The organism is Niastella sp. OAS944, assembly GCA_024809215.1.
Classification (GTDB): domain Bacteria; phylum Bacteroidota; class Bacteroidia; order Chitinophagales; family Chitinophagaceae; genus Niastella.
This window is the reverse complement of the sequence record JANUBW010000012.1, coordinates 290,631-303,877: the sequence shown is the minus strand read 5'-3', so window position 1 is coordinate 303,877 and position 13,247 is coordinate 290,631. Positions and strand designations below refer to the sequence as shown.

General features: G+C 42.8%; 10 protein-coding genes. 4 read left to right on the top strand and 6 right to left on the bottom strand.

What is annotated here, in order from left to right:
• Window positions 1-23 precede the first annotated feature (23 nt).
• From GGD38_RS33875 to GGD38_RS33865, 3 genes are all read right to left on the bottom strand, one after another.
• Window positions 24-2,165, bottom strand: coding sequence for a S9 family peptidase (locus tag GGD38_RS33875; protein WP_375303948.1), 2,142 nt, complete (start codon window positions 2,163-2,165; stop codon window positions 24-26).
• 91 nt (window positions 2,166-2,256) lie between these two features.
• Window positions 2,257-3,510: a hypothetical protein gene (locus GGD38_RS33870; RefSeq protein ID WP_375302542.1), complete on the bottom strand. Its 1,254-nt coding sequence runs from the start codon at window positions 3,508-3,510 to the stop codon at window positions 2,257-2,259.
• A gap of 110 nt (window positions 3,511-3,620) precedes the next feature.
• Window positions 3,621-4,346 (bottom strand): EcsC family protein, encoded by a 726-nt coding sequence (locus GGD38_RS33865; protein WP_375302541.1) that lies wholly within the window; start codon window positions 4,344-4,346, stop codon window positions 3,621-3,623.
• Window positions 4,347-4,492: 146 nt separating this feature from the next.
• Between GGD38_RS33865 and GGD38_RS33860 the strand changes: the two genes are divergently transcribed.
• Complete coding sequence (locus GGD38_RS33860) at window positions 4,493-7,099, top strand: S8 family serine peptidase (protein ID WP_375302540.1); 2,607 nt, start codon at window positions 4,493-4,495, stop codon at window positions 7,097-7,099.
• A gap of 13 nt (window positions 7,100-7,112) precedes the next feature.
• Window positions 7,113-8,171 carry a hypothetical protein gene (locus GGD38_RS33855; protein WP_375302539.1) on the top strand — a complete coding sequence of 353 codons (1,059 nt, stop codon included), beginning with the start codon at window positions 7,113-7,115 and terminating at the stop codon, window positions 8,169-8,171.
• A 5-nt stretch (window positions 8,172-8,176) separates the two neighbouring features.
• Here GGD38_RS33855 and GGD38_RS33850 read toward each other — a convergent pair whose 3' ends face one another.
• On the bottom strand, window positions 8,177-8,584 hold the full coding sequence (locus tag GGD38_RS33850; protein ID WP_375302538.1) for a 5-fold beta-flower protein: 408 nt from the start codon (window positions 8,582-8,584) through the stop codon (window positions 8,177-8,179).
• 101 nt (window positions 8,585-8,685) lie between these two features.
• On the opposite strand from GGD38_RS33850, the gene GGD38_RS33845 reads away from it, so the two are divergent.
• The gene (locus GGD38_RS33845; RefSeq protein ID WP_375302537.1) at window positions 8,686-9,438 is read left to right on the top strand and encodes a sterol desaturase family protein; all 753 of its coding nucleotides are present in this window, start codon (window positions 8,686-8,688) and stop codon (window positions 9,436-9,438) included.
• Here the strand turns inward: GGD38_RS33845 and GGD38_RS33840 are convergent.
• Both GGD38_RS33840 and GGD38_RS33835 read right to left on the bottom strand, forming a co-directional pair.
• Window positions 9,419-9,778 carry a DoxX family protein gene (locus GGD38_RS33840; protein WP_375302536.1) on the bottom strand — a complete coding sequence of 120 codons (360 nt, stop codon included), beginning with the start codon at window positions 9,776-9,778 and terminating at the stop codon, window positions 9,419-9,421. The two genes, GGD38_RS33845 and GGD38_RS33840, sit on opposite strands and share 20 nt — an antisense overlap.
• A 35-nt stretch (window positions 9,779-9,813) precedes the next feature.
• Window positions 9,814-10,683, bottom strand: a complete 870-nt coding sequence (locus GGD38_RS33835) for a sigma-70 family RNA polymerase sigma factor (protein ID WP_375302535.1) — start codon at window positions 10,681-10,683, stop codon at window positions 9,814-9,816.
• A 176-nt stretch (window positions 10,684-10,859) separates the two neighbouring features.
• Here GGD38_RS33835 and GGD38_RS33830 point away from each other — a divergent pair, with 176 nt between their 5' ends.
• Complete coding sequence (locus GGD38_RS33830) at window positions 10,860-13,241, top strand: FtsX-like permease family protein (RefSeq protein WP_375302534.1); 2,382 nt, start codon at window positions 10,860-10,862, stop codon at window positions 13,239-13,241.
• Window positions 13,242-13,247: the final 6 nt, after the last annotated feature.

The window sequence follows — 13,247 nt, the reverse complement described above, 5'->3', positions numbered from 1 at the left end:
CAATCAAGGGTGGCCCACCTTAATTAGTTTATCTTTCCCTCCAACGCCAGCAGAAATGCATACTGCCAGGCTTTGTCTTTCAGATAATCAAAACGGCCACTGGCGCCGCCATGGCCCGCTTCCATATTGATCTTGAAGAGGAGTAAATTCTTATCTGTTTTCAACTCCCGCAGTTTAGCTACCCATTTGGCCGGTTCAAAATACTGCACCTGCGAATCGTGCAGCCCGGTTGTTACCAACATATTGGGATAGGCTTTCTTTTCTACATTATCATATGGCGAGTATGATTTCATATACTCGTACTCTGCCTTTTCAGCAGGGTTACCCCATTCTTTGTATTCACCGGTAGTAAGGGGAATACTGGCGTCGCTCATGGTAGTGATCACATCTACAAACGGTACATCGGCAATTACACCGTGCCAAAGATCGGGACGCAGGTTTACAATGGCGCCCATTAATAAACCGCCGGCACTGCCGCCATTGGCGTACAGGTGTTCTTTGGTAGTGTAATGCTCCTTTACCAGGAATTCGCCACAGTCGATGAAATCGTAAAACGTGTTCTTCTTGTTAAACATATGGCCCTGGTCGTACCACTGGCGGCCCAATTCCTGTCCGCCCCGCACATGCGCAATAGCATATATAAAACCGCGGTCGAGCAGGCTGATGATGTTGCTGTTAAACGAAGGCGACATGCTGGAGCCATAAGAGCCGTATGCGTATAGCAACAATGGATTGCTGCCATCTTTTTTAACGCCTTTTTTATACACCATGCTAATGGGCACTTTTACCCCATCTCTTACCGTGGCCCATAAACGTTCTGAAGTGTATTCATCCTGCTTAAACCCGCCCAATACTTCGGTTTGCTTTTTTAGTTCCCGTTGCTGGGTGTCCATGTTAAAGTCATAGATAGATGCCGGGGTGGTCATGGATGTATATGAAAAACGAAGGATGTTGGTATTATAATCCGGATTTATATTCGGGAATGAAGTATACACTGCTTCGGGGAAAGAAATGTAATAGTCTTTTTTATTGGTAAAATTTATAACGCGTAACTGGTTCAATGCGTCTTTTGTTTCGGCCAACACCAGGTGATCGTTAAAAACCACCATGTCGGAAATGTATACGTCTTTTCGATGTGGTAATACTTCCTTCCAGTTCTCTTTTCCTGTTTTCGCTTCCGGGGTTTCCATCAGGCGATAGTTAGGCGCATTCCAGTCGGTAAGAACAAAGAATTTGTTTTGGTAATGCTCCAGCGAATATTGAAAGTTTTCCTTACGCGGTTCAAAGATCTTAAAATCACCGGTAGGGTTGTTTGCTTCCAATAAACGGTATTCGGTTGATACCTGGTTCATGTGGGAGTAAATGCCAATATATTTTTTCGATTTGGTGCGGTACACGCCAATGTAAAAGCGGTTGTCTTTTTCTTCAAATACCATTACGTCTTTAGAAGGGTCGGTACCCAGTTCATGCCGCCAGATTTGAAAGCCCAGTAATGTTACCAGGTCTTTTTTAACATAGAAGACCGTTTTATTATCTGCCGCCCAGGCAATATTACCACCTTCAACGTTTATGATGGTTTCGGGGTAAATAGCACCGGTAACCAGGTTTTTGAACTGCAGTCCATAGATCCTGCGGCCAACAGAGTCAACTGTAAAAGCCAGCAGTTCGTTGTTATCGCTTACCACACGGCGGCCTACGGAATAATACTGAAATCCTTCGGCCATTTTATTTTGGTCGAGCATGATCTCTTCGGCTGCTTCCAGGCTTTCTTTTTTTCGGCAAAAAACGGGATATTGTTTGCCTTCTTCATAACGAACGTAATACCAATAGCCATTGTCTTTAAAAGGCAACGATTCATCTTTTTCTTTAATGCGGCCTTTCATTTCCAGGAATAGTTTTTCCCGAAGTTCTTTTGTGCCGCTCATCAACGTTTCGAGGTAAGTATTTTCTGCTTTCAGGTAATTTAACACTTTCTCGTTCTCGCGTTGGTTCAACCAGTAATAATTATCAATGCGTTTATCGCCATGGGCAATAAATTCTTTAGGTTCCTTTTCCACTGTGGGCGCTTGTACGCCTTCGGGCCATCGAAATCCAGTCATAGTTGGGGAAGGTTGATTGAAAGCCACTAAGGTAGCGGCTATTAATAAGAATATAACACTTCTCATGTAGTAAGGTTTAATTTCCTTGAATTTACGACAAAAAGGTGAGCCTCCGCCATTGGAGCAACTCACCTTAAACCACCTAAACTTATTTTTATTACCAGCTTTTTCTTACCCTGAATTTGCCTTCAACGGTTGCGGTTTGCCTAAGGTTGTCGCCATAACCGGCAGGCTGTATTAAAAATGTGCCTTTTATAAAGCCGTCGTCATCGCCCATACTTGTAATAGTGACACCACCGCCGCTGGCCACAAATTCACCATCGGCTTTTATATACGCGCAGGTATAGTTGTTGCCACCGGTTATATGGTAATGTACATGGGTGCCCCATATGGCTGTAGGGTCTTTGAAAGGGTGTGTGCCTACGCCGCCAACAAACCTTATGAGTACATACCAGCCATTTTCATCGCCATCTGAATCGGCCATGGCAATATTATCGGGCCCCATTTTAACAGCTGGTGAAGCCGGTTGTTTTACCCAGGCGCCGCCCGCTACTCTTACTTCTATTTCACCATCATCGCCGGTTATGTTTATATGCTTTACCAGTAAGTATTTTCCGCGTTTATTAAAGTCGAGGCTAACGCTGATGGCCACGGGGTTAATAGCAGGTACGGTGGCCGGCGCTTTATATACGGCTTTGGCGCCGTTCGGTTGCAGGTTACCGGCGCCGGCCAGTTTCCATTCTTTTATATTGGTTGTGGCTACAGAGATCTTTTTACCCATAGGTACCTGCTGGCCCGGTACAAGTGGTTCCAGAATATCTTCAGTAGTAAATACTTCCAAATCGGCGGTACCATTTGTTGGTAATGTAGATGCTGAGCTAATGAGATAAAAGCTTTCAAACAGGCTCCAGTCGCTAAAGTGAGTAGTAGCTACTTTTACTTTTCTGTTTGCCAGGTCGGTGGTAACAGAACCCTGTGCCTGCCATACGCCTTTGTCATCCTGGTAAGCAATGCCCAATGCTTCGGGTATGGTGTTATTAAGGTCCTCTTCGGTATAGGTGAATTCTAAGGTTACTGGTTTGCTAAAGGTTACATTGTGCGGTTCCAGGCGATAGGCTTTTCCCACGGCCAAAGGATTTTGATTGCTGATTGGTTGAATGCTGAATTGTTGTGCGCTGCTAACAGCTCCTGCGGGGATGGTGAGTTTTATACGTCCGTCGGTGCTGGTAAGAGCGCCGCCTTCGGCCCCAATTGTTTTTTGAGTAGCTGTACCATCAACGGTCCCTACCGGTGTTGCTACGCCTTCGCGGTTATAAACGGGGTCTTCGGGGGTATCATTATCTTTTTTGCATGAGAATAACAGGCACGTAAATACACAGGCCCATAGGGCTACACTTATTCGTTGTAACATAGTGATGATAGTTTTTTACACGGTGAGTTTCAGTGCCCAAAACTATAGCCGGCAAAAAGTGTAAACCAGTACAGGGTGTATGAATTGAGGATAATGGCAGTTGAAATACGTTATTGGTTCGCTTCCATCAACCGCATATGGTAAGCCATTTTTGCAGTAAAACCCAGTTTGCGAATAAGGCGGTAATTTACTACGGCCCCAACCGGTGCACCAATTACCGGTATAAGTTGCGCAAGTTTGGCAATGTCAATATAATCGCGATACTCCTGTTGAAAGGGCCGCCAGTCAAACTGGTCCATATCGTTGGGCAGGCTTTTCGATCGAACATTCCAGTCTTTCATTTCCATAAATACTTTTCTTCTATGTTGGGCAGAAGAAAAAGCGAGTTGAAAGATGTGAAGTATATAAACACGTTCCTTGTAATCATTGGTGGAGAAGCCATACGTAGCCGCTATCTCAAATAGCATTTTTATCTTTATGGCAATAAGCAACGGAAAATCGGCAAGGCCCAGCCAGAAGCCGCCTGCGCCCGTAAGCGCACCTTCTACAGTAGCGGTAGTGCGATATCGCTTTATTATTTCCTCAACGGTAGCATCGGTTGCTTCCAGTTTAAGCTGTACCACTTTTTCGCGCGTGGTAAGTTTGGCGCCAAACAAAACGCCCCGCACCATTTGTTTAATGGCTACAGTAATGGCATTATGTACCTTTTCGGGTATAATGCTATTGAGCTTATCCTGTGCTCTTTTCGACAACCTGTTCAATATCCCCGGCTTACGCATCATCTTTCGCTGCCACGTAAACAACTCACGCCTCATTATCTGATCATAGTTTGTCATTGACCTAATTTACGATTATGACATTAAAAAGCCGTGCCGCCCGTAAATTCACCCCTTCCAACCCAAAAAAACGTGAAAAACACCTGTAATTAGTTGAGTAATTCATTGTACCTCTACAGTTTGATTGAACCATTAATTGTATTGCTATGCCAAACGCCTATTCACTCCACATTGGATTAAATAATGTTGATCCTACTCATTATGATGGTTGGAACGGTCAATTGTATTGTTGCGAGAATGACGCCCTTTTCTTTCATGAACTCGCCGAAAAAGCCGGCATCAAAAACCGTAAACTGTTATTGTCATCGGGCAGCCAGGGTGCAGAGATGCCCATTTCTGCCAACCTCGATAAATACCTCGAACAATTCAGTAAAATATTGAAAAGCGGCGACTTTCTTTTCATTACCTATTCCGGCCACGGCGGACAAATTGAAGACCTGAACTTTGATGAAGATACAGATGCATTGGATGAAACCTGGTGCCTGTACGACCGCCAGTATGTTGATGATGAATTGTGGCAGCACTTCAGTAAGTTTCAAAAAGGCGTTCGCGTTTTAATGATCTCCGACAGTTGTCATAGCGGTTCAATATCAAAAGCGGCTGATTCGCCCAAGGATATTGAAGTAGGTGGGTTGCTGGAAGAAATTACAAAAAAGATGAACCTGGTTACACGAAATGCGCCCAGGCATATTACGTTCAACGCTTATAAAAAGAATAAGGAACAATATTACAGTGCCACCCATAAACCAATAGTGATACGGGAAGATATTGCAGCCACTGTATTGTTGCTGGCCGCCTGTCGCGATGAAGAAAAAGCAAGTGAATGGGATGGTTATGGTTTATTCACCAGCACTATTAAAAAAGTACTGAGTACCAATAAGGCTATTACTAATTATGAAGACTGGCTTGAAAAGATCCTGAAGCAGATACCGGCCATTCAAACCCCCACGTTATTTACCTATGGCTCCGGCGCCGATCTGTTTCGTAAAGAAAAGATCTTTCAGGTAAATAGTAATGGAACAAACCCATTTACCTTTTTTGATCCTGAGCAACATGCCGTGCCACAGAAAGTAAAAGAAGGCCTGTTGATTGATTTGGGAAATGACGCAACTGTAAAACGCGATGTAACCGCAACACCTGCTATACAGTTGAAAGAAGCGGGACAGGATGCCACCAATAGCTGGGACGAAGCCTATAAAGAATATTTTTCCTTAAGGGCTACGAACCCCGAAGCTTTTGTTGAGCCCGATGCAAAAAGCAAATACCTGAAAGAATCGCCCATAGCTAAATCGGCAGATGGGAACAGTTATATGTCTAACTGGCCCAAGCCGCCCGCAACATTAGGCATCGATGAATTTATCTGGCATCTCGACGATATTCATTCTCAATTAAGAATGGCAGCCGCAAGGGTAAGAAAGAAATTGAAGATCACCGATGAATTGAGTACAGTGCCGGATGATATTATTAAGATCGCACACATCGATACCGGTTATATTCCCACCCATCCGGCAACACCCAGGTTCCTGGTAAAAGAAGCAGGCGTGAGCTTTGTGAATGGCGAACCAGATAACAAAGGTACCGATGTAATGAACCGCATAAAGTTTATGGAGCAGGATGGGCATGGTTCTGCCACCCTGGCCATACTGGCAGGCAATTACATAAAGAAAGACGATAGCTATACCGGTTATGAAGGATTTTTCGGCGGAATTCCCTTCGCGAAGATCATTCCCATTCGTATATGCGATACAGTATACAATGCATTCAATGCAAACGATGTGGCGCAGGGTATCGAATATGCAATAGAAATGGGTTGTGAGGTGATCACTATGTCGATGGCGGGTTACCCAACACGGCGGGTGGCAAAAGCCGTGAATAAAGCGTATGAAGCCGGCGTAGTGATAGTGACCGCTGCCGGGAATAACTGGATAAAAGGCATCAGCAAATTAACCCCAAAAGCAGTGATGTACCCCGCGCGGTTCGACCGGGTAATTGCTGCCTGTGGCGTTTGTTATAATGAAAAGCCGTATGATTTTGCAGCGAATGAAGAAGAAATGAAATTACGCTCCGAAGGTGGCGATACCATGCAAGGCAACTGGGGACCGGAAAAAGCCATGCAGACAGCGCTGGCAGCCTATACACCCAATTTAGCCTGGGCCAACAATAATCCCAATAACAATTACCGCTTTTCAAAAGCTGGTGGTGGTACTTCATCGGCCACACCACAAATAGCGGCAGCAGCTGCACTATGGATCGCTTACAATCGCCAGGAGTTGATAGATAAACAATACAAGGGCACGTGGAAGCAGGCGGAAGCCGTGCGGCAGGCTTTGTTCCAAAGCGGTGGCGTCGATTATCCCGGTTATAAAAAATATTACGGTAATGGCTCACTAAAGGCCAGTGCGGCATTGGACATGTCTGACAATATACTCGCCATGGAACTAAAGCCTGCAGAAGAAGCATCAGTAAGTTTCCTGGGTATTGGCAAGTTTGTATCGCAATGGTTCCGTGCATTACCCGAGAAGGGAGCCCTGCCCGAAACGGTGCAGCCAACCGATAAACAATTACAGGAAATGATGTCGGTTGAAATAATGCAGGTGCTGTATAAAGACCCTGCGTTGTTCGATTACCTCGATACGCTCGACCTTGATGGCGCCGACCAGGATTACTTTAACCGGCCTGCCGCCCGCGATAAATTTAAAACGCTTATAAAGGCATCACCCTATGCTTCAACCACCCTGAAAGCATTGTTGTAATAAAACGTTTACCATGAGCAAACCTACTTTTTATACGGCTTTTGCCAATAGTATCGACAACGTACTGCCAAACCTTACAGAAGAAGCGATGAAGATCTCTGAAACAATGCAGGACCTTGTTTTTGCCGATAAGCTCTATTATATAAAGGATGAAGCATTCAGTTTTGAACGGTTACAGGATATGTTTACAAAGTATGGAAAGCGCATCGATATTTTTTATTTTTCAGGCCATGGCGTAGATGGTTGTTTGCAGCTTTATAATAATTATAAAATTGAACGGGAGCGAATGTGTGACATTGTGAATACCTTCCTTGAAAATGCAACGCTCATATTTTTTAATGCCTGCGAAACCTTTATGCTTGCGCAGCAGATAATAGCTGAAAAAGAATTAGAGAAGGACCTGGTGATCATTTCGTGCAAGAGCAAGATCAACAGTATTATTGCCGCAAAATTTGCCACCCTTTTGTTTAAACAAATAGGCCAGCCCGGTACCTATCGCGATGCATACGAGCAGGCGAAAATACTGGTGCAGGCCGTGCATAAAGATTATAAGTTTAAAGAATTCTTTTGCAGAGAGGATGTAGCATCGTGTGTTGACGAGTTTGATATTGGTTACATTGAGATTAAAGCGGAATCACATAGTGAAAGTGGGGAAGAAGATTGTGCACCCGTGCTAACAGCTGCAACTACTGAGAAAAAAGCCAAAACTTCCATCATTGGCCAGGAAAAATTAACCCGAGATGCGCTAACAACTAACTATGTGGGCGAGGTGGTTGAATTCATTACAAGGGAGTCGCAAAATATAAATCCTGAAACGCTTCAGTTGTTAAAAAAAGCATTGGTGGCAGCCTATCAAATAGCCAGGGGCGAAAAGAAGAGCAAAGAAACCATAGAGTTATTTAAAAGGGCAGCTGAATTGCTGCCCGGGTTTAGTTCGGCAAGCGCATTCGATTCGCTCATCAATACCGAAAAGAATATCGACAAGCCTACGGTAAAGAATATTATCAAGTCGGAGGTGAGCGGGAATACTATTGGCGGGCTTATTGATAAGCTCACCAATATTAAATTGTGAGTGAGTTAGAAATCAAAAAAGAAGAACACGATCGCCGCCCATTCTTTCTTAACGCCGCTGGCATGGCCAATGGTGCTATATGAGCCGTTTTGTACAGTTCCATCTTTTTTTACATAGCCTATGGTAGAGTAACTGCCGTTTTGTACCCGGCCATCTTCTTTAATATAACCTACGGTAGAATAGCTTGCGTTCTGTACCCGGCCATCGTCTTTAAGGTAACCGATGGTTTGATAACTGCCATTTTGTATAGAACCATTACTCTTTATGTAACCCACTGTTGAATAGCTGCTGTTACGGATGGTACCATCGCTATTGATGGTATATTTGGTAGTATAATTACTGGCCCTGATGGTTTGCGAATAGGAGAGCACCATGAACAGTAAAGACAGGGTTAGGAGTAATAAATGTTTCATGGGCTAAAAATAATACGCAGCCTGTAAGATTGAAAGCGGTGGCATGTTTTTTATGGTTTTATTATATGTTTATCCCCGATGTATTGCAGCCATTGTGGTTCATGATAACATTTGTGGCGTTCTTTGCCATAATTGTAGGCAGGTACTTCCTGGTGTCGGGTTTATTTTATCTCATCTTTTATGCCTGGTTCCCTGCAAAATTTAAACAAAGAAAGATCAGTAAAAAGCCATATTCTCCCCGGCAGTTTAAAAGAGAAATAAGCCGCAGCCTGGTAACGGCGTTGATCTTTGCATTGATAGGAACAATAATGATCTTATTATGGGAGAAAGGGTATACGGCTATTTATACTGATATAAGTAAATACGGCTTGTGGTGGTTGCCGGCAAGTTTAATACTCTCAATGCTAATTGATGAAACTTATTACTATTGGATGCACAGGTTACTGCATAAACCCAAACTGTTTAAGTTGATTCATAAGGTACATCACCAAAGCAATATTACCTCACCCTGGACGGCCTTTTCCTTTCATCCGTTGGAAGGCTTGTTGTTGTCAGTTTCGCTTCCTGTTATTTTAATGATGGTTCCCATGCACCCGGTGATGATATTACTTCAGTTGACTTTTATGACCTTTAGCAGCGTCGTTAATCATCTTGATATAGAAATATATCCGGCGCGGTTTCATAAACATATATTGGGAAGATGGTTAATTGGTGCAACCCATCATGGGCTGCACCATAAACAATTCAAATATAATTTTGGATTGTACTTTACATTTTGGGATAAATGGAAGAAAACAGAAAGCCCGTTGTTTGATGAAACTTTTGAAAGCGCTACTACCGCGAAACCTTATTAAAGTAAATAAACGAGGCTGCCCAAATGCCAATGAAAATAATGGCGCTGGTGGTTGTACGAACGCCATCAACAGAAGTGTGGGCAATAAATGCAGATATAAAAACAATGGCGGTACCTATGTAGGCCCATTCTTTTACTCGCCCGGGTATCACAGGAAGCAACAGCACCACTGCACCAATGATCTTAGCCACTCCTAATTCAACTCTAAAATAAGCAGGAAAGCCCAGGTGGCTGAAGCCTGTTGCCATTACAGGCGCTGTTATATACATAATACCTGCCAGGGCCAAACTAAGACTTAATAAAATGGTTAGTACCCAGTAAATGATCTTGTCTTTTTTCATCTTTTGATTTTTTACAACCATAAGACTACTACCTGTTACTTTTGTGACAACCTTAGTTTTTGCGGGTTCGACATAAAATAGATGTTGCGTATTTTACTATCATCATCGGTATCAATAGCTATTAAAAAGGTAGGCATGCTTTTATCGGATACCGGAAAAAATGCCGCACCGCTTAAGCCGTTTATCGATAGGATCTCAATTTTTGCAACCGGTGTCCATTTATTCATACCACTTATAAGAAGGGGCATGATTGTTTCTCTTCCAAATAGCGGATGTAAGATAGCATTGCCATTGCCGCCGCCATCGGCATAAACAACAACGTCTTCCCGTAAGAGTTCTATGAGTGCATTCAGATCATTGCTTATACAGGCCGATAAAAATTCACGCAGTATTTTTTCATGCACATTATTATCAACCTGGAATTTGGTTTTCTCAAGCATTAACTTCTTTTTTGCCCGGCTAAAATGTTGGCGGCAATTTTCATAAGAGATATCAAAGATGGTTGCAATCTCCAGGTAATCGATATCAAATGCTTCTTTTAAGATCATAACGCCTCTTTCGACAGGCGTGAGCTTTTCAAGCAGGTACATAAACCCGATAGACAGGTTGTCTTTTAGGTCAATATTTTCAATTACCGGGGTTGAAAGCAATGGTTCCGGCAGCCAGGTGCCTTTGTATGTTTCCCTTTCTTTTTTAAGCTTTTTTAAATGGTTAATACATTTATTGCTAACCGTTCTAATGAGATAGAACTTGATATTCTCTACATGCGATTTATTGGTGTTTAGCCAATTGATATAAGTTTCCTGCACCATATCTTCGGCATCGGTGGTGGTGCCAAGCATATTGTAGGCAATGGAGAACAGCATTGGCCTGAAGGCATTTATGTCCTGATTGTTGTATTCCATACACTGTAAGACAGACTAATGATTGTTTTGTGACAAAATATGTAGGTAAAATTTAAAAACTTTGATAATCAGTAGTTTGCTGTTTGAGTAAACGGCGTCATAAGCATCTCTTTTAAAGCATTTTGTATAATTATGGAAATCCACGGCAATTGCATCTTAGAAGCCAACCTTGCCATATGCTAACACAAAACCTGCTGTTCTTCTTCAAAAAGTTTAAACGCTCCAAAGCTACCTACCTCATCAATCTGGTGGGCCTCTCTGCCGGACTGGTTTGTTTCCTGTTCATTTATTTATGGGTCTATGACGAGCTGCATATAGATAAGTTTTATAATAACAGCGACCGCATCTACCGGGTAATGACGAACGATAAGCAACCCGACCGCATTGTTACCGACAATAGCGGAAGTATTATATTAGGAAAGTCGCTAAAGAATGAATTTCCGGAGATTGAATATGAAGTAGCCACTACACCGGCAGGTTGGTTCAAAGGGTTTAGTATTTCCAATGGTAATAATGATGCAGTAAAGGGCGAAGGCAATTTTGCCGGTAAGGATTTCTTCAAAGTATTTCCGCGAACATTTTTACAGGGTGATGAAAATACTGCCCTGGCCGACAAGAATTCCATTGTGATTTCGGCAACATTGGCCAAAAAGCTGTTTAGCACAACCGATGGGGTTGTGGGCAAAACTATAAAATGGAAATGGCTTTCGTTTACCAAAGAACATGTTGTTGCCGGTGTATATGAAGATTTTCCAGCCAATTCCACTATGCAATTCGATTTCCTGGTGCCTGTTGCCAATTGGGGCGATCTTATAAATGCTACAGGCGAACCAACGCTGAACGGCGGTCCCTTTAGTACATTTGTGGTGTTGAATAAAACTGCGAAGGCCGGCGACCTCAATAAGAAAATAGCCGGTTTTTTAAAACAGCATATTCCCCAGGCTACCGCTACTTTATTTATTGATAAATATGCCGACACCTATTTGCATGGCGTTTATGAAAACGGTGTATTGAAAGGCGGTAGAATTGAATATGTAAAACTCTTCTCCATTATCGCCATTTGTATTATGGCCATTGCCTGTATTAATTTTATGAACCTGGCCACGGCAAAAGCGTCGGAAAGAATGAAAGAGGTGGGTATAAAAAAGACGCTCGGCGCCGAACGGCATGCGCTTACGTTTCAGTTTTTGGGTGAGAGTGTTTTGTTGGCATTTATGTCGTTGGTGATTGCCATCGCAATTGTCGTTTTGCTGTTCCCCCAATTTAAAGCATTAACAGGAAAGCAATTTGTACTATGGTTCGATCCCAAACTGATAATATCGGTCGTCATTATTACGTTGTTAACTGGTATTATCGCGGGAAGTTATCCTGCATTTTATTTATCGAAGTTTAACCCGGTAGCCGTATTAAAAGGAAAATGGGTGGCATCTTCACGAAGTGCATATATCAGGAAAGGGCTCGTGATCTTTCAATTCAGTTTATCGGTACTGTTTATTGCCGTGGTTATGATCGTTTTCAATCAAATAAAATATGTTCAAACCGTTAACCCGGGGTATGATAAGGATAATGTGATTTATTTTGAAATGCAGGGCAATGTGGCGAAGGACCTGAACACTTTTTTAACTGAAGTGAAAAAAGTACCCGGCGTTATACAGGCATCGAGCAGCGATGGTACTATCATTTTACCAACTTTTACCCCGCGCCCCGGCGTTTATTGGGATGGAAAGAATACAGATGATAAGGTTCGGTTCTATCAGTTGGGCGTAAACTATGATGCTTTACAAACGTTTGGCGTAAAAATGGCGTCGGGCAGATACTTCTCAAAAGAGTTTGCCGATAATGATGCGATAGTTATTAATGAATCTGCCGTACGGGCCATGGGTTTGCAAAACCCGGTAGGCAGGAAGATCACCGTGTGGGATAAAGAAAGGACCATCGTTGGCGTAGCGAAAGATTTTCATTTTAATTCTTTACATGAAGCTATCAGTCCGTTTATTTTCAGACTGGAAGATCCAAAATATACGATGTTGTGTTTGATAAGAATTGCCGGCCACAATCGCAAGCAAACTATTGAAGCAATACAACAATTTTATAAGGAGTTCAACCCGGGCATGTATTTCGATCACAAATTCCTCGATGATGATTACCAGGCCCAATATGCATCGGAAGAAATAATTATCACACTCTCGAATTACTTTGCCGCACTGGCCATTCTTATTTCCTGTTTGGGGCTGCTGGGTTTAACTGCTTTTGCTGCAGAGCAACGGTTGAAAGAAATTGGTATTCGCCGAACATTAGGCGCCAGTCGCCGGGCCATTGTTTATTTATTGTCCGTTGATTTTACCAGGATCGTTGCCGTATCAATTGTTATTGGATTGCCTGTAAGTTATGTTGTGGCCAGTAAATGGCTGAATGGATTTGTTTATAGAATACAATTAACACCGCTATATTTTATTGCAGCCGCAGGTGTTACTTTTTTCATAGCTGCATTAACGATAGGGATACAAACAGCCAAAGCATCGGGGGTGAATCCGGTTAAAACATTAAAGGCTACCTGATGTTAA

Excerpts from the sequence above, each read along its gene's own strand:
- GGD38_RS33865 (WP_375302541.1), bottom strand. The coding sequence starts at position 4,346 with ATGACAAACTATGATCAGATAATGAGGCGTGAGTTGTTTACGTGGCAG.
- GGD38_RS33830 (WP_375302534.1), top strand. The coding sequence starts at position 10,860 with ATGCTAACACAAAACCTGCTGTTCTTCTTCAAAAAGTTTAAACGCTCC.
- GGD38_RS33855 (WP_375302539.1), top strand. The coding sequence starts at position 7,113 with ATGAGCAAACCTACTTTTTATACGGCTTTTGCCAATAGTATCGACAAC.
- GGD38_RS33840 (WP_375302536.1), bottom strand. The coding sequence starts at position 9,778 with ATGAAAAAAGACAAGATCATTTACTGGGTACTAACCATTTTATTAAGT.
- GGD38_RS33875 (WP_375303948.1), bottom strand. The coding sequence starts at position 2,165 with ATGAGAAGTGTTATATTCTTATTAATAGCCGCTACCTTAGTGGCTTTC.
- GGD38_RS33835 (WP_375302535.1), bottom strand. The coding sequence starts at position 10,683 with ATGGAATACAACAATCAGGACATAAATGCCTTCAGGCCAATGCTGTTC.
- GGD38_RS33850 (WP_375302538.1), bottom strand. The coding sequence starts at position 8,584 with ATGAAACATTTATTACTCCTAACCCTGTCTTTACTGTTCATGGTGCTC.
- GGD38_RS33845 (WP_375302537.1), top strand. The coding sequence starts at position 8,686 with ATGATAACATTTGTGGCGTTCTTTGCCATAATTGTAGGCAGGTACTTC.
- GGD38_RS33860 (WP_375302540.1), top strand. The coding sequence starts at position 4,493 with ATGCCAAACGCCTATTCACTCCACATTGGATTAAATAATGTTGATCCT.
- GGD38_RS33870 (WP_375302542.1), bottom strand. The coding sequence starts at position 3,510 with ATGTTACAACGAATAAGTGTAGCCCTATGGGCCTGTGTATTTACGTGC.